Annotated in this window: 16 protein-coding genes and 3 tRNA genes; 14 read left to right on the top strand and 5 right to left on the bottom strand. The window is 71.2% G+C overall.

The features are described from left to right. Window positions 1-48: 48 nt before the first annotated feature. Window positions 49-1,275, bottom strand: coding sequence for an amidohydrolase family protein (locus ACFZCY_RS13060; protein ID WP_391171875.1), 1,227 nt, complete (start codon window positions 1,273-1,275; stop codon window positions 49-51). Window positions 1,276-1,426: 151 nt separating this feature from the next. On the opposite strand from ACFZCY_RS13060, the gene ACFZCY_RS13055 reads away from it, so the two are divergent. After that, window positions 1,427-2,260, top strand: coding sequence for a DUF1206 domain-containing protein (locus ACFZCY_RS13055; RefSeq protein ID WP_391171873.1), 834 nt, complete (start codon window positions 1,427-1,429; stop codon window positions 2,258-2,260). Window positions 2,261-3,211: 951 nt separating this feature from the next. Here the strand turns inward: ACFZCY_RS13055 and ACFZCY_RS13050 are convergent. Beyond that, entirely contained in the window at window positions 3,212-3,877 is a 666-nt protein-coding gene (locus ACFZCY_RS13050; RefSeq protein WP_391171871.1) for an NAD(P)H-binding protein, read from the bottom strand. A 24-nt stretch (window positions 3,878-3,901) separates the two neighbouring features. Next, window positions 3,902-5,227 (bottom strand): hydrolase, encoded by a 1,326-nt coding sequence (locus ACFZCY_RS13045; protein ID WP_391171869.1) that lies wholly within the window; start codon window positions 5,225-5,227, stop codon window positions 3,902-3,904. A gap of 187 nt (window positions 5,228-5,414) precedes the next feature. On the opposite strand from ACFZCY_RS13045, the gene ACFZCY_RS13040 reads away from it, so the two are divergent. The 6 genes from ACFZCY_RS13040 to ACFZCY_RS13015 all read left to right on the top strand — a co-directional run bounded on the left by ACFZCY_RS13040 (window position 5,415) and on the right by ACFZCY_RS13015 (window position 7,966). Then, window positions 5,415-5,487 (top strand) — tRNA-Thr (locus ACFZCY_RS13040). A 56-nt stretch (window positions 5,488-5,543) separates the two neighbouring features. After that, window positions 5,544-5,616 (top strand) — tRNA-Met (locus ACFZCY_RS13035). 89 nt (window positions 5,617-5,705) lie between these two features. Then, a complete protein-coding gene (gene rpmG / locus ACFZCY_RS13030) occupies window positions 5,706-5,870 on the top strand; it encodes a 50S ribosomal protein L33 (protein ID WP_009715907.1) in 165 nt (54 codons plus the stop codon). An 83-nt stretch (window positions 5,871-5,953) separates the two neighbouring features. Then, window positions 5,954-6,418 (top strand): MaoC family dehydratase N-terminal domain-containing protein, encoded by a 465-nt coding sequence (locus ACFZCY_RS13025; protein ID WP_391171866.1) that lies wholly within the window; start codon window positions 5,954-5,956, stop codon window positions 6,416-6,418. Then, entirely contained in the window at window positions 6,415-6,849 is a 435-nt protein-coding gene (locus ACFZCY_RS13020; protein ID WP_391171864.1) for a MaoC/PaaZ C-terminal domain-containing protein, read from the top strand. Before ACFZCY_RS13025 ends, ACFZCY_RS13020 begins: the two co-directional genes overlap by 4 nt. A 61-nt stretch (window positions 6,850-6,910) precedes the next feature. After that, the gene (locus ACFZCY_RS13015; RefSeq protein ID WP_391171861.1) at window positions 6,911-7,966 is read left to right on the top strand and encodes a UDP-N-acetylmuramate dehydrogenase; all 1,056 of its coding nucleotides are present in this window, start codon (window positions 6,911-6,913) and stop codon (window positions 7,964-7,966) included. A gap of 26 nt (window positions 7,967-7,992) precedes the next feature. On the opposite strand, the gene ACFZCY_RS13010 is transcribed toward ACFZCY_RS13015, so the two are convergent. Together ACFZCY_RS13010 and ACFZCY_RS13005 are read right to left on the bottom strand one after the other, a co-directional pair. After that, window positions 7,993-9,003: an adenosine deaminase gene (locus ACFZCY_RS13010; RefSeq protein ID WP_361483063.1), complete on the bottom strand. Its 1,011-nt coding sequence runs from the start codon at window positions 9,001-9,003 to the stop codon at window positions 7,993-7,995. A 136-nt stretch (window positions 9,004-9,139) separates the two neighbouring features. Then, the gene (locus ACFZCY_RS13005; protein WP_391171859.1) at window positions 9,140-10,378 is read right to left on the bottom strand and encodes an aminotransferase class I/II-fold pyridoxal phosphate-dependent enzyme; all 1,239 of its coding nucleotides are present in this window, start codon (window positions 10,376-10,378) and stop codon (window positions 9,140-9,142) included. A 228-nt stretch (window positions 10,379-10,606) separates the two neighbouring features. On the opposite strand from ACFZCY_RS13005, the gene ACFZCY_RS13000 reads away from it, so the two are divergent. The 7 genes from ACFZCY_RS13000 (at window position 10,607) to rplJ (ending at window position 15,243) form a co-directional block, all read left to right on the top strand. Continuing rightward, window positions 10,607-10,679, top strand: a tRNA-Trp gene (locus tag ACFZCY_RS13000). Window positions 10,680-10,788: 109 nt separating this feature from the next. Further along, window positions 10,789-11,082: a preprotein translocase subunit SecE gene (gene secE, locus ACFZCY_RS12995; RefSeq protein ID WP_055556063.1), complete on the top strand. Its 294-nt coding sequence runs from the start codon at window positions 10,789-10,791 to the stop codon at window positions 11,080-11,082. Window positions 11,083-11,161: 79 nt separating this feature from the next. Beyond that, window positions 11,162-11,992 carry a transcription termination/antitermination protein NusG gene (gene nusG, locus ACFZCY_RS12990; protein ID WP_391171856.1) on the top strand — a complete coding sequence of 277 codons (831 nt, stop codon included), beginning with the start codon at window positions 11,162-11,164 and terminating at the stop codon, window positions 11,990-11,992. A 166-nt stretch (window positions 11,993-12,158) separates the two neighbouring features. After that, window positions 12,159-12,593, top strand: a complete 435-nt coding sequence (rplK, locus tag ACFZCY_RS12985; RefSeq protein ID WP_009715899.1) for a 50S ribosomal protein L11 — start codon at window positions 12,159-12,161, stop codon at window positions 12,591-12,593. 80 nt (window positions 12,594-12,673) lie between these two features. Continuing rightward, window positions 12,674-13,393: a 50S ribosomal protein L1 gene (gene rplA, locus ACFZCY_RS12980; protein WP_055556067.1), complete on the top strand. Its 720-nt coding sequence runs from the start codon at window positions 12,674-12,676 to the stop codon at window positions 13,391-13,393. Between the two features lie 184 nt (window positions 13,394-13,577). Beyond that, complete coding sequence (locus ACFZCY_RS12975) at window positions 13,578-14,408, top strand: hypothetical protein (RefSeq protein WP_391171853.1); 831 nt, start codon at window positions 13,578-13,580, stop codon at window positions 14,406-14,408. 274 nt (window positions 14,409-14,682) lie between these two features. Continuing rightward, window positions 14,683-15,243, top strand: coding sequence for a 50S ribosomal protein L10 (gene rplJ, locus ACFZCY_RS12970; RefSeq protein WP_055556071.1), 561 nt, complete (start codon window positions 14,683-14,685; stop codon window positions 15,241-15,243). The last annotated feature ends 64 nt before the right edge of the window (window positions 15,244-15,307 follow it).

Raw genomic sequence — 15,307 nt, 5'->3', positions numbered from 1 at the left:
GGGCGACCGGGATTCGCGCCATGATGGCCGAAATCGGATGCTGTTCCGTTACACAGCCCGGTCCTTGTCGAAGTCCAGCTCCAGCATCCGGATCGCGTTGCCGCGCAGAATCTTGTACGTGGTCTCCGGCGGCAGCCCCGCGACGTGCTCGGCCGCGACCCGCTCGGTGTGCGGCCAGGTGGAGTCCACGTGCGGGTAGTCGGTCTCGAAGGTGGCGTTGTCCACGCCGACCGTGTCGAGCGAGGCGACGCCGTGCCGGTCGCGGAAGAAGCAGCAGAAGATCTGCCGGTAGTAGTACGTGGACGGCGGCTCGGGGACGAGATCCCGGACCCCGCCCCACGCCCGGTGCTCCTCCCAGACGTCGTCCGCGCGCTCCAGGGCGTACGGGATCCAGCCCATCTGGCCCTCGGCGTATGCCAGCTTCAGCCGCGGGAACCGCACCAGGACGCCGCTGAAGAGGAAGTCCATCATCGAGGCCATGGCGTTGTTGAAGCTCAACGCCGCCTGGACGGCGGGCGGGGCGTCGGGGGAGGCGGCGGGCATCTGCGAGGACGAGCCGATGTGCATGCACACGACCGTCCCCGTCGCCTCGCACTCGGCGAAGAACGGGTCCCAGTAGCCGCTGTGGATGCTGGGCAGGCCGAGGTAGGTGGGGATCTCGCTGAAGGTCACCGCGCGCACGCCCCGCGCGGCGTTCCGGCGGATCTCCCGTACGGCCAGCTCCACGTCCCACAGCGGGATCAGGCACAGCGGGATCAGCCGCCCGCCGCTGTCACCGCACCACTCCTCGACCATCCAGTCGTTGTACGCCCGCACACAGGCCAGCCCGACCTCCTTGTCGTCGGCCTCGGCGAAGGTCTGGCCGCAGAAGCGGGGGAAGGTCGGGAAGCACAGCGACGCCTCGACATGGTTCATCTCCATGTCCGCGACCCGGGCCCCGGGGTCCCAGCACCCACGCCGCATCTGCTCGCGGGTGATGCCCTCCAGGGTCATCTCGTCCCGGGAGAACCCGACGGCCGCGATGATCCGCTTGTACGGAAAAAGGCCGCCCTCGTACTCCCACCAGTCCGTGAGCGGACCGTCCGGGTCGGTCGTGATGCGGTATTTGCCCCCGATGTACGCCAGTTCCCCGATCCCGGCCGTGAGCGGCTTCGGCCCCCGGTCGCGGTACTTGGCCGGAAGCCAGGTCTCGAAGAGATGGGCGGGCTCGATCACATGGTCGTCCACGCTGATGACCATGGGCAGCTCGGTCGCGCCGGTCGTCTCGCCCGTCATGGCGTCATCTCCCCACGTAATCTGACGGTCCGTCAGATGCAGGGTAGAGGTGATCGCCTCAGGCAACAAGAGACGGCCGTCCCCGTTTCCGCCCAACCGTCCGGGGCAAACGCCGCACCAGCGGCCGGGTACGGACATCGGGAGGAAAACGGTGAACGCGTCGTCGATCGCACATGGACTGGGCCCGGCGCCCCGCGCCCGCGCCCCGCACCGGGCCATCGAGGCCACGGCCCGCGGCGGCCTCACCGCCCGCGGCGTCCTCTACCTGCTCGTCGGCATCCTCGCCCTGCGCATCGCCTTCGGTGACGGCGGCAAACAGGCCGACCGGAGCGGTGCCCTCCAGATGCTCGCCCACCAGCCGTTCGGCCGGGCCCTGGTCTGGGCCGTCGGCGTCGGGCTGGTCTGCATGGCCCTGTGGCGGCTGTCCGAGGCCGTCTTCGGGGCCGCCGGACCGGACGGCCGCAAGACGACCAAACGGCTCGCCGGTGCGGCCCGCGCCGTCTTCTACGCCTTCGTCGCCTACTCCGTCCTCGCCTTCGCGGCCGGGGAACAGGGCAGCGGCTCCAGCGACCGCCAGTCCCAGGACGTCACGTCCCGCGCCCTCACCCTGCCCGAGGGACGGTGGCTGGTCGGCATCGGCGGCGCGGTGGTCGCCGGCGCCGGGGTCTGGATCGCCGTACGGGCCCTGACGCGCACCTTCCGCAAGCACCTCGCGCTCTCCGCGATACTCCGCCGGGCCGAGCGCGCCGTCGAGGCGCTCGGCGTATGCGGCGGCGTGGCGCGCGGCGCCGTCTTCGCGGCCGCGGGCGGCTTCGCCGTCTCGGCCGCCGTCCGATACGACCCGGACCGGGCCAAGGGCGTCGACGACACCCTGCGCACCTTCGCCGCGACCTCCGCCGGCCCCTGGCTGCTGGTCGCGGTAGCGGCGGGGCTGGCGCTGTTCGGCGTCTTCTCCTTCGCCATGGCCCGCTGGCGCCGGGTCTGACGGGCCGGGGATCTTCCCCGCCCCCGGGGCTCCGCCCCGGACCCCGCTCCTCAAACGCCGGAGGGGCTGGGGGCCGGGGCATCTCCGCCCCGGCCCCTGCTGCTCACGTGCCGGATGGGCCGTGCGGTACGCATCGCCCCGACGGCGCGCCGGGACCGGCGCCGCGGTCCGGGCAACGGGTGGGACCCCCGCCCTTCACCCGCCGCCGGCGATGCGGGCGGGGGCAGGCCCGCCCGCGCCCGGCGCCCGCCACCGGTGCGGGCCGGGGTTCGGGTCACCGGTGGGCGGGCTTCCCGCCCCGGCCTGGCGCCCGCCACCGGCGTGGGCCCGGGCCGCCGGCGGGCGGCTTCCCGCCCCGCCTGGCGGCCGCCACTGGTGCGGGCCGGGGTCGGCTGGGGTTCGGGTCACCGGTGGGCGGGCTTCCCGCCCCGGCCTGGCGCCCGCCACCGGGGTGGGCCCGGGCCGCCGGCGGGGGCCGCTCCACTCCCGCCTGGCGCCCGCCACTGGCGCGGGTCGGAATCGGCCTGGGTCCGGGTCACCGGCGGGAGGAGCGGGGTCCGGCCCGGCGCCCCGCCACCGGTGCGGGCCGGAACCGGCGAGGCCCGGGCCACCGGCGGGCTCGTTTCCCGCCTCGCCCGGTGCCCGCCACTGGCGCGGGCGGGTCGGCCGGGGGCCGGGCCACCGGCGGGAGGGGGTGGGGTCGCAGGGGTGGGGTCCTGGACGCTGACGTGTATTTGTGGCGCCGATTGGTCGACGTCCATCCCACGGTCTGCGGCGGCGGCGCCGTAAATATACGGTCCAGGGCCCTGCCCCGGAGGCCCCGCACCCGGCACCCGAAGCAACCCCGGGCCCGACCCCGCCCCGTCAGCCGCCGTCGGCGATTACGGGGGCGCAACCCCGGGCGCCCCGCCCCCGGGCGCCCCGGGCCCGACCCCGAGCGCCCCGCCCCCGTCAGCCGCCGTCGGCGATCGCTCGCACCGCTTCCGTCACCGGCGTGGTGCCGCCCAGGAGTTCCAGGGTGCGGCCCGCCGTGCGGGGTTCGTCGAGGAGGGCGGCCAGGACGGCGGCCACGTCGTCGCGGGTCACCTCGTCCCGGCCGGTGTGCTCGGCCAGGGTCACCAGGCCCGTACCGGGGCCGTCGGTGAGGCGGCCGGGGCGGAGCACGGTCCAGTCGAGGGCGGGGCGGGCCCGGATGTCGTCGTCGGCGGCGCCCTTCGCGCGCAGGTAGGCGGCGAAGACCGGGTCCGTGCCGGGCGCGGGCTCGCGATCGGCGCCCATCGCGGAGACGGTGACGAACCGTCGTACGCCCGCCCGCTCGGCGGCGTCCGCGAAGAGCACGGAGGCCGCGCGGTCGACGGTCTCCTTGCGGGCGGCCCCGCTGCCGGGGCCCGCACCGGCGGCGAAGACCGCGGCGTCGGCACCCTCCAGGTGCTTGGCCACGTCGTCCACGGAGGCCGATTCGAGGTCGCAGACGACCGGCTCGGCGCCGGCCGCCAGCAGGTCGCCCGCCTGTTCCGGCTTGCGGATGATGCCCGCCACTTCGTCTCCGCGCGCGGAGAGCAGCCGCTCCAGCCGCAGCGCGATCTGTCCATGTCCACCAGCGATGACAATGCGCATGATCCCGACCGTACGCCGGTCGGGCTAGGGTTGCCCGTCGCCGTCCGCGGGCGGGGACGTGGGCGGCGACGTGGGCCGGGACGCGGGCCGGGACTGGCGCGGGAGGTCGAGGGCGACCGCAGTGGCGGAGTCGCAGTACTCCCGTACGGCGCTGGTACGGGCGACCACCCGGCCGTCGTGGACCACGACCCGGCTGTACGCGAGCGACAGCACACCCGCGAGCCCGTCGCCCCGCACGGCCAGCAGCTCGGCGGGGAACCCGGCCTCCACCCGCACCTCGGGCAGCCCCAGCGCGGCGCGGGCCCGGGCGCAGACCGCTTCGTAGGCCTCCGCGGGGCCCAGCTCGCCCCGCGAGGCCAGCAGATAGGCGGCCTCCAGCGGGTCGCCGCGGCCCACGGGGTTGACGGTGTCGCGCAGGGCGCCGCTCCCGGCGGCGACCCGGACGCCCGCGGCCCGCAGCAGCCGCACCGGCGCGCACCCGGCCACGCGCGCCCCCTGCTCACCCCGGTCCTCCCGCCCGACGCAGTCGCCCTGGGGCAGGCAGACCACGGTGACGCCCGCCGCCGCGAGCCGGTCGGCGGTCCGCGCCGCGAGGTCGCGGGGCAGCCGGGCCAGCCCGCCGCAAGGGCCGATGGTGACGCCGGGCCGCAGGCCCCCGGCCATCGCGGCGAGCCGGGCGAGCCGGGCCGGGTCGTCACCGTCCGTGTGGAGGTCGACGGCGCAGCCGGTGCGGGCGGCGAGGTCGAGGACGGCCTCGGCGTGGCCGGTCGGGTCGGGGTCGAGGTCGGGGCAGCCGCCGATGACGGAGGCCCCCATCCGTACGGCGTCCCGCAGCATCGCGAGCCCGTCCGCCCCGGCGGCCCCGGTCAGCACCCGCGGTACGGCGACCGCGCCGAGGTCGATGAGCCCGCGGAGGCTGTGCCGGGCCTCCAGGACGGCCGCCAGCGAGCGCAGACCGTGCACCCCGCCGATCCGCACATGGGTGCGCACGGCGGTCGCCCCGTGGCCGAGCTGCAGCAGGGCGGCCTCGGTGGTGCGGCGCTGGACGTCCTCGGAGGCGTACGGGACGGGGCCCGCGATGTCGGCCGTCAGGGCGGTGTCGCAGTGGGCGTGCGGTTCGGCGGGGGCGGGGAGCAGCAGATAGCCGCCGAGGTCGAGCCGCGGTCCGGGGACCAGGCTGCCGGTGGTGCCGACCGCCTCGATCCGCCCGCCGCTGAGCCGTACGTCCACCGTTCGGCCGTCGGCGAGCCGGGCGCCGCCGAGGACCAGCGCGGTGGCCCCGGGGGCCGTCCCGCCGTCGTTGCCGGAGGACTGCTGCTGGTGGCTCTCGGGCGGCTGGCTCTCGGGCATCGCACTCCAGATCACGCGGGAGATCACGCGGGGCGAGCCGAGCCTAGGACGCGGTGGGGGCGGGGCCGCGGAGGAGCCGAATAGTCGTACCGGTGTGGTGCGTGAGGAGCGTGTGTCACCCACGGTGGCCCCCGGGCCGATACGGATTTCACCTTCGGCGGCCGAGCGTGTAATGTCTTCATCGCTCGCCCCAATAGCTCAGTCGGCAGAGCGTCTCCATGGTAAGGAGAAGGTCTACGGTTCGATTCCGTATTGGGGCTCTGATGTGTGAGGTATCCCGTTCGGCTCCGGCCGGGCGGGGCCCGACTCGCATCGAAGCGGTGTAGCTCAGTCGGTAGAGCAAGCGGCTCATAATCGCTGTGTCACCGGTTCAAGTCCGGTCACCGCTACACACAGTAGCCGATTGTGGGGTCGGTCCTCCGGTCGGCTACTCTTTAATGCGTTCTTCTGTCCCATCCGTTCGTCAAGGAGCACTCACGTGGCTGCCACCGACGTCCGCCCGAAGATCACGCTGGCCTGCGTGGAGTGCAAGGAGCGGAACTACATCACCAAGAAGAACCGGCGTAATGACCCGGATCGTCTTGAGATCAAGAAGCACTGCCCGCGTTGCAACGCGCACACCGCGCACCGCGAGACGCGATAGCAATAAACTCTCATTCGAGGCCGCCCCCACTAGCGGGGGTGGCCTCGTTTCGTTAGTCGTCAACAGCAGGAGGTGCCGAGGCGATGGCGCTTGATCCGTCTTTCGTCGGGCGGACCTATCCGCCCACCGACCCGTATGAGGTCGGCAGGGAGAAGATCCGCGAATTCGCCGAGTCGATCGGCGAGACCAACCCGGTCTACACCGATCCCGCGGCGGCCAAGGCGCTCGGCTACTCCGATGTGATCGCCCCGCCCACGTTCGTATTCGCGATCACCTTCAAGGCCGCGCGGCACCTGGTCGTCGGCGACCCGCAGCTGGGCCTGGACTTCAACCGGGTGGTGCACGGCGACCAGAAGTTCACGTACACCCGGCCCATCGAGGCGGCCGACCGCCTCACCGTCACCACCAGGATCGACGACATCAAGTCGCTCGCGGGCAACGATGTGATCCTCATCAGCGGTGAGGTGCGGGACGCCGCGGGTGAGCACGTGGTGACGGCGATGACGAAACTGGTGGCGCGCGCCGCCGAAGGGGAGGACAGCAGATGACCGCCAAGGTCTCGTACGACGCCGTCGAGGTCGGCACCGAACTGCCCGCGCAGACCTTCCCGGTGAACCGCGCCGACCTGATCCGGTACGCCGGCGCGTCGGGCGACTTCAACCCGATCCACTGGAACGAGAAGTTCGCCAAGGAGGTCGGCCTCCCCGACGTCATCGCCCACGGCATGTTCACCATGGCCGAGGCGATCCGCGTGGTGACCGACTGGACCGGCGACCCCGGGGCCGTCGCCGACTACGGCGTGCGCTTCACCAAGCCGGTCGTCGTCCCGAACGACGACAAGGGCGCGCTCATCGAGATCGCCGCCAAGGTCGCCGCCAAGCTGGATGACGACGCCCGTACGGTCCGGGTGGACCTCACGGCGACCAGCGAGGGTCAGAAGGTGCTGGGCATGGCCCGCGCCGTCGTCCGGCTCGCCTGATCGCTCAGGACTCCGCCCGCCCCCGGCAGCACGCCGGGGGCGCCCCCGTACTCTTGAGCGCGTGCAGGAACTCCATGACGCCCCCCTCGCCCCCCTCACCACCTTCCGCCTCGGCGGCCCGGCCACCCGGCTGATCACGGCCACCACCGACGACGAGGTGATCGCCGCGGTCCGCGAGGCCGACGCGACCGGCACCCCGCTGCTGCTGATCGGCGGCGGCAGCAACCTGGTCATCGCCGACAAGGGCTTCGAGGGCACCGCCCTGCACATCGCGACCACCGGCTTCACCCTCGACGGCACCCGGCTGGAGCTGGCCGCCGGCGAGAACTGGTCCGACGCCGTGGCCCGTACCGTCGAGGCGGGCCTCGCCGGTATCGAGTGCCTGGCCGGAATCCCCGGCTCCGCGGGCGCGACCCCGATACAGAACGTCGGGGCGTACGGCCAGGAGGTCTCCGCCACCCTCAGCGAGGTCGTCGCCTACGACCGCCGCGCCGACGCCGTGGTGACGATCCCCGCCGCCGACTGCGCCTTCTCCTACCGCCACAGCCGCTTCAAGGCGGAGCCGGACCGCCACGTCGTCCTGCGGGTCCGCTTCGAACTGGAGGACGCGGACGGGCTGTCCGCGCCCATCAAGTACGCCGAGACCGCCCGGGTGCTCGGCGTCGGGGTGGGCGACCGGGTGCCCGCCGACACCGCCCGCCGGACAGTGCTGTCCCTGCGCGCGGGCAAGGGCATGGTGCTCGACCCCGACGACCACGACACCTGGTCCGCGGGGTCGTTCTTCACCAACCCGGTGCTGACCGAGAGCGCGTACGAAGCCTTCCTGGCCCGCGTCGCCGACCGCCTCGGCGCGGACATCGCCCCGCCCGCCTTCCCGGCGGGGGAGGGGCGGATCAAGACCTCCGCCGCCTGGCTGATCGACAAGGCGGGCTTCACCAAGGGCTACGGCACCGGTCCGGCCCGCATCTCCACCAAGCACACCCTCGCGCTCACCAACCGCGGCGAGGCCACCACCGAGGACCTGCTGGCGCTGGCCCGCGAGGTGGTGGCCGGGGTTGAGGCGGCGTTCGGCGTCACGCTGGTCAACGAGCCGGTGACGGTGGGCGTGAGCCTGTAACGCACCTCCGAAATTTCGGAGGTGCGTTACGCCAGCCAGCCGTCGATCCCGGCGAGCAGCCGCCGCCGTACGTCCTCCGGCGCCGCCGAACCCCGCACCGACTGCCGTGCCAGCTCGGCCAGTTCCTCGTCGGTGAAGCCGTGGTGCTCGCGCGCCAGCTGGTACTGGGCGGCCAGCCGCGACCCGAACAGCAGCGGGTCGTCGGCGCCCAGCGCCATCGGCACCCCGGCCTCGTACAGGGTGCGCAGCGGTACGTCCTCGGGCTTCTCGTAGACCCCGAGCGCGACGTTGGAGGACGGGCACACCTCGCAGGTCACCCCGCGGTCGGCCAGCCGGGCGAGCAGCCGCGGGTCCTCGGCCGCGCGCACCCCGTGCCCCACCCGGGCGGCCACGAGGTCGTCCAGGCAGTCGCGGACGCTGCCGGGCCCGGACAACTCGCCGCCGTGCGGGGCGGCGAGCAGTCCGCCGTCCCTGGCGATGGCGAAGGCGCGGTCGAAGTCGCGGGCGAAACCGCGCCGCTCGTCGTTGGAGAGCCCGAAGCCGACCACCCCGCGGTCCGCGAAGCGCACCGCGAGCCGGGCCAGGGTGCGCGCCTCCAGGGGGTGCTTCATCCGGTTCGCGGCGACCAGGACCCGTATGCCGAGCCCGGTGTCCCGGGAGGCCGCGTCGACCGCGTCCAGGATGATCTCCAGTGCCGGGATCAGCCCGCCCAGGCGCGGGGCGTACGAGGTGGGGTCGACCTGGATCTCCAGCCATCCGGAGCCGTCCGCGACGTCCTCCTCGGCCGTCTCGCGCACCAGCCGCCGGATGTCGTCGGGCTCCCGCAGACAGGACCGCGCGATGTCGTACAGCCGCTGGAAGCGGAACCAGCCGCGCTCGTCGGTGGCCCGCAGTCTCGGCGGCTCACCGCCGCTCAGCGCCTCGGGCAGATGGACGCCGTACTTGTCGGCGAGTTCGAGGAGCGTGCCGGGGCGCATGGAGCCGGTGAAATGGAGATGCAGATGCGCCTTGGGGAGCAGATGTACATCGCGTGCCATCTGCAGATTTTGCCGCACGTCCGGACCCGCCGGTACCGCTTTCACCGAACGTGGGCTTGCCCGCACAGGAATACGGGCCCGGACGAGAGCGGGCGCCCGGCCGTGGCCGGGCGCCCGCTCTCAAGGGGAAAGCCGCTCAGGCGCGGGCCTCCGCCAGCAGCTTCTGGATCCGCGAGATGCCCTCGACCAGGTCCTCGTCGCCCAGCGCGTAGGACAGCCGCAGATAGCCCGGTGTGCCGAACGCCTCACCCGGCACCACGGCGACCTCGGCCTCCTCCAGGATCAGCGCGGCCAGTTCGACGGTGGTCTGCGGCCGCTTGCCGCGGATCTCCTTGCCGAGCAGCCCCTTCGCCGACGGGTAGGCGTAGAACGCGCCCTCCGGCTCCGGGCACTCGACGCCGTCGATCTCGTTGAGCATGCGCACGATGGTGCGACGCCGGCGGTCGAACGCCTCGCGCATCGTGGCGACGGCGTCGAGGTCGCCGGAGACGGCGGCCAGGGCGGCGGCCTGCGCGACATTGCTCACATTGGAGGTGGCGTGCGACTGCAGGTTGGTCGCGGCCTTCACCACGTCCTTGGGGCCGATGATCCAGCCGACCCGCCAGCCGGTCATCGCGTACGTCTTGGCGACACCGTTGACCACGACGCACTTGTCGCGCAGCTCGGGCACCACCACCGGCAGCGAGTGGAACGTCGCGTCGCCGTAGACCAGGTGCTCGTAGATCTCGTCGGTGAGCACCCACAGCCCGTGCTCGGCGGCCCAGCGGCCGATCTCCTCGATCTGCTCACGGCTGTAGACCGCGCCGGTCGGGTTGGACGGCGAGACGAAGACCAGCACCTTGGTGCGCTCGGTGCGGGCGGCCTCCAGCTGCTCGACGGAGACCCGGTAGCCGGTCGTCTCGTCCGCGACCACGTCCACCGGGACACCGCCGGCCAGCCGGATCGACTCCGGGTAGGTGGTCCAGTACGGCGCGGGGACGATGACCTCGTCGCCCGGGTCGACGATCGCGGCGAACGCCTGGTAGATCGCCTGCTTGCCGCCGTTGGTCACCAGGATCTGGGCCGCCTCGACCTCGTAACCGCTGTCGCGCAGGGTCTTCGCGGCGATGGCGGTCTTCAGCTCGGGGAGCCCGCCGGCCGGGGTGTAGCGGTGGAACTTGGGATCACGGCAAGCTGCCACCGCCGCCTCGACGACGTAGTCGGGCGTCGGGAAGTCCGGCTCACCGGCGCCGAAGCCGATCACCGGGCGGCCGGCGGCCTTGAGGGCCTTGGCCTTGGCGTCGACGGCGAGGGTCGCGGACTCGGAGATGGAACCGATCCGGGCCGACACCCGCCGGCCGGTCGGGGACTGTGCAGGAGGAGTAGCAGCGGTCATGGATGCATCGTCGCAGACCGGAGAAAAGGGCGGTACACAGGTTTAACAAGACTCACACCAGACTCCTGCCGGGACTCCGCGGAGACTCCGTGGAGGGCACGGGCGCTTCTCGTTCGACGCCCGGCCGTCAAGCACGTACACTCAACCGTCGTTGGCCGCCCAACAGACGTATCCGCCCCGCACACTCCGTGCAGCGGGATGGATGCGGTAGGTTGGGGGTTGCCGCAAAGGGTCGTAGCTCAATTGGTAGAGCACTGGTCTCCAAAACCAGCGGTTGGGGGTTCAAGTCCCTCCGGCCCTGCTACACGCACTTGATCGTCAGGGTGCGTGCATGCGTACGCAAGGACAAGCACCGCTGTGCGGCCGGGCCGGACGCGGCACGGCCACGACCCGGATTCAGGTGAGGACGAGTGACGGAAGCCCTTGGCTCCACCGCGACGCCTGAGAGCGGTCGTCCCGACGAGGACGAGGTGGCGACCAAGAAGGGCCGCCGTGGTGGCAAGCGCGCGAAGAAGGGGCCCTTCGGCCGGCTCGCGCTGTTCTACCGCCAGATCGTCGCCGAGCTGCGCAAGGTCGTGTGGCCCACGCGCAATCAGCTGTCGACGTACACCAGCGTGGTGATCGTCTTCGTGCTGATCATGATCGGCATCGTGACCGTGATTGACTATGGGTTCAACAACGCCATCAAGTACGTCTTTGGCTGAGATCCCGCGGAGGGCGGCCGTTTCCCGGCAGCGTCCTTTCGCACGTTCCACCCCTTGAAGCCAGGAAGAAGCAGCCACCGTGTCTGACCCGAACCTGAACGACGCCGCCGAGCCCGTCGAGTCCCGTGAGGACGAGCTCGACATCGTCGAGGCGGCGGACTCCGACCAGGCTGAAGCCGCCGACGCCGCCGCGGGCGAGCCCGCCGAGACGGCCGCGATCCACGTCGAGGACGAGGCCGAGGCCGTCGCCGAGGCCGCTGAGGACGTCGAGGCCGAAGAGGCCGAGGTCGCGGTCGACCCGGTCGAGGCCCTCCGTGAAGAGCTGCGCGGGCTGCCCGGCGAGTGGTACGTGATCCACACCTACGCGGGCTACGAGAAGCGCGTGAAGGCCAACCTGGAGCAGCGTGCCGTCTCGCTGAACGTCGAGGACTTCATCTACCAGGCCGAGGTCCCCGAAGAAGAGATCGTCCAGATCAAGAACGGCGAGCGCAAGAACGTCCGTCAGAACAAGCTCCCCGGCTATGTGCTGGTGCGCATGGACCTGACGAACGAGTCCTGGGGCGTCGTGCGGAACACGCCGGGCGTCACCGGCTTCGTGGGCAACGCCTACGACCCGTACCCGCTGACCCTGGACGAGATCGTCAAGATGCTCGCCCCGGAGGCCGAGGAGAAGGCCGCCAAGGCCACCGCCGAGGAGGGCGGCGCCCCGGCGCCCAGCCGCAAGGTCGAGGTCCAGGTGCTGGACTTCGAGGTGGGCGACTCGGTCACGGTCACCGACGGCCCGTTCGCCACGCTGCAGGCCACGATCAACGAGATCAACGCCGACTCGAAGAAGGTCAAGGGCCTGGTCGAGATCTTCGGCCGGGAGACTCCGGTCGAGCTGAGCTTCGACCAGATCCAGAAGAACTGACCCTTTCTTCCGCACCCTTCCGACAGGTCAGACGGGCCCCTCGGGGCCGGTCTGACCTGCTCGGTTTCAGGCCGCGCATCCATACCCGTTATCGTTGTGCGGTATGCCTCCATCCGGATGACCCGGAGTGGAGGCGGACCACCTCTCACTAGGACCCGGAGAGAGCATGCCTCCCAAGAAGAAGAAGGTCACGGGGCTGATCAAGCTCCAGATCCAGGCCGGCGCCGCGAACCCGGCCCCGCCGGTCGGCCCCGCGCTGGGTCAGCACGGCGTCAACATCATGGAGTTCTGCAAGGCCTACAACGCCGCGACCGAGTCGCAGCGCGGCATGGTCGTGCCGGTGGAGATCACGGTCTACGAGGACCGTTCCTTCACCTTCATCACCAAGACTCCGCCGGCCGCGAAGCTGATCCTCAAGGCCGCGGGCGTGGAGAAGGGCTCCGGCGAGCCGCACAAGACCAAGGTCGCCAAGATCACCCGCGACCAGGTCCGCGACATCGCCACCACCAAGATGCCCGACCTGAACGCCAACGACCTGGACGCCGCCGAGAAGATCATCGCCGGCACCGCCCGTTCCATGGGCATCACGGTCGAGGGCTGACAGCCACCCCGTAGCACCACCGTGGCAGGGCCAATGCGCGGTCCGGACCACGACTCCGAACACAGACATCTGGAGCAGAGTTGAGCAAGCGCAGCAAGTCCCTCCGCGCTGCGGACGCCAAGATCGACCGGGAGCGCGTGTACGCCCCGCTCGAGGCCGTCCGCCTGGCGAAGGACACCTCCCCGAGCAAGTTCGACGCGACCGTCGAGGTCGCCATGCGCCTGGGCGTCGACCCGCGCAAGGCCGACCAGATGGTCCGCGGCACCGTGAACCTGCCGCACGGCACCGGTAAGACCGCCCGGGTCCTGGTCTTCGCGACCGGTGACCGTGCTGCGGCCGCGGAGGCCGCCGGCGCCGACATCGTCGGCTCCGACGAGCTCATCGACGAGGTGTCCAAGGGCCGTCTGGACTTCGACGCCGTCGTCGCCACCCCGGACCTCATGGGCAAGGTCGGCCGCCTGGGCCGGGTGCTCGGTCCGCGTGGTCTGATGCCGAACCCGAAGACCGGCACCGTCACCCCGGACGTGGCCAAGGCCGTCACGGACATCAAGGGCGGCAAGATCGAGTTCCGCGTCGACAAGCACTCCAACCTGCACTTCATCATCGGCAAGGTGTCGTTCGGTGAGACGCAGCTGGTGGAGAACTACGCCGCGGCGCTCGAGGAGATCAACCGTCTCAAGCCGTCCGCCGCGAAGGGCCGCTACATCAAGAAGGCGAGCCTGAGCACGACGATGGGTCCCGGCATCCCGCTGGACGCCAACCGCACCCGCAACCTGCTGGTCGAGGACGAGGCCGTCTGAGCCCTTCCCTGACCGGAACCGCCGGGCCCCCGCATCTCGTGGAGAGAGGCGGGGGCCCGGCGCGTTGCTGTCGGTGGCCCTGGATAGGGTTCAACTGACAGTCGTAAAAGAAAAATAAGGGGGAACCGTGCGCGGTACTCATGTGGGCGTGCGATGCGTGATCGCTGCCTGTGGCGTTGTTCTGATGGCCGGGCTCACCGCGTGCGGGAGCGACAAGTCCGACGGCGACAAGGCGGGCGGCAAGGGTGACAGCGGCGGCCAGTCGGTGGGCAGCCCGCTGGCGGCGCTGAAGCTCGCCTCGGAGCGCACGGATCAGGCGCACTCGGCCAAGGTCGAGGGCACCACGCAGAACGGCCCGATGAACATGAACATGAACGGCGCGATGGACTGGTCCGACGGCATGCGCGCCGACATGGTCATGACGCAGAAGGGCGGCGCCACCAGCTCCTCGCCGGGGGCGGGCGAGCCCATGAAGGCCCGCTACACGCCGGACGCGATGTTCGTGAACCTCGGCCAGGGCGTCACCGCACAGACCGGCGGCAAGAGCTGGATCAAGTACGACTACGACGCGTTCGCCAAGCAGACGGGCGCCTCCGGTGCCTTCCTCAAGGACCAGATGCAGCACAACAACCCGTCGCGCTCGGTGCAGCTGCTGATGGCCTCGGGCAAGGTGAAGAAGGTGGGCTCGGAGAGCGTCAAGGGCTCCCGGGCCACCCACTACACCGGCACCGTCGAGGTCTCCGAGCTGGCCAAGATGCAGTCCACGGACGTGAGTCAGTCGGATCTGGACGCCCTGCAGAAGCAGATGGAGCAGTCCGGTATGAAGACCGAGACCATCGACCTGTGGATCGACAGCAAGAACCTGCTCGTGAAGAAGCGTGAGCAGGCCAAGAGCAAGAGCGGCCCCTACGACTCGACCGTCTTCTACTCGGACTACGGCACCAAGGTCACGGTCGAGGAGCCGCCGGCCTCGCAGACCGTGGACTTCCAGAAGCTGCAGGGGGGTCAGCGGTAGCTGATTTGCCCGGGCGCGGCCCGTTCGCGTAATCTGCTGCAGAAGCCAAAGACCGCTGGTTGTCGCTGTGTCTCCGCAAGGGGATTACGGCGGCTGAAGGATCCGCTAGCTGCGGACGACCCGCGCAGGTGACTGTGGTAGTACTCCCGAACGGGCCCTGGGTCCGTGCGGTCGAGTCACGCCCCGTGCGCCTGCGCCGGGGCGTTTTCGCGTTGTTCAGTCTCCTTCCTTCAGGCCGATGCGGTCCTCATCACCCGGAAGGAGGCCGAGGCTCATGGCGAGTCCCGACAAGGTCGACGCCGTCGACGAGATGCGGGAGAAGTTCCGCACCTCGAACGGCGCCGTTGTGACCGCGTACACCGGTCTCACCGTCGCACAGCTCAAGGAGCTGCGCCGTTCGCTCGGTGAGAACGCCCAGTACCGTGTGGTGAAGAACACGCTGACCAAGATCGCGGCCAACGAGGCCGGGATCAACCAGATCGACGACCTGTTCACAGGTTCGTCGGCCGTCGCCTTCGTGACCGGTGACCCGGTCGAGGCGGCGAAGGGTCTCCGTGACTTCGCCAAGGACAACCCTGCTCTCGTCATCAAGGGCGGTGTCCTTGATGGCAAGGCGCTGTCCGCCGACGAGATCAAGAAGCTCGCGGACCTCGAGTCCCGCGAGGTGCTGCTCTCCAAGCTGGCGGGCGCCATGAAGGGCAAGCAGTCCCAGGCTGCCGCGCTCTTCCAGGCCCCGCTGTCGAAGTTCATCCGCACCGCGGAGGCGCTTCGCAGCAAGGTCGAGCAGGGCGGTGCCGGCGAGCCGGCTCCCGCCGAGGCCGAGGCCGCCGAGTAACTCGGCCCCGGTCGCAGCGGGCCCGGAAGAAGCCCGCCACCATTTTCATCCGGCACCTGCCGAA

Source organism: Streptomyces sp. NPDC007983 (genome assembly GCF_042958345.1).
Classification (GTDB): domain Bacteria; phylum Actinomycetota; class Actinomycetes; order Streptomycetales; family Streptomycetaceae; genus Streptomyces.
This window is presented reverse-complemented; position numbering and strand designations above follow the sequence as displayed.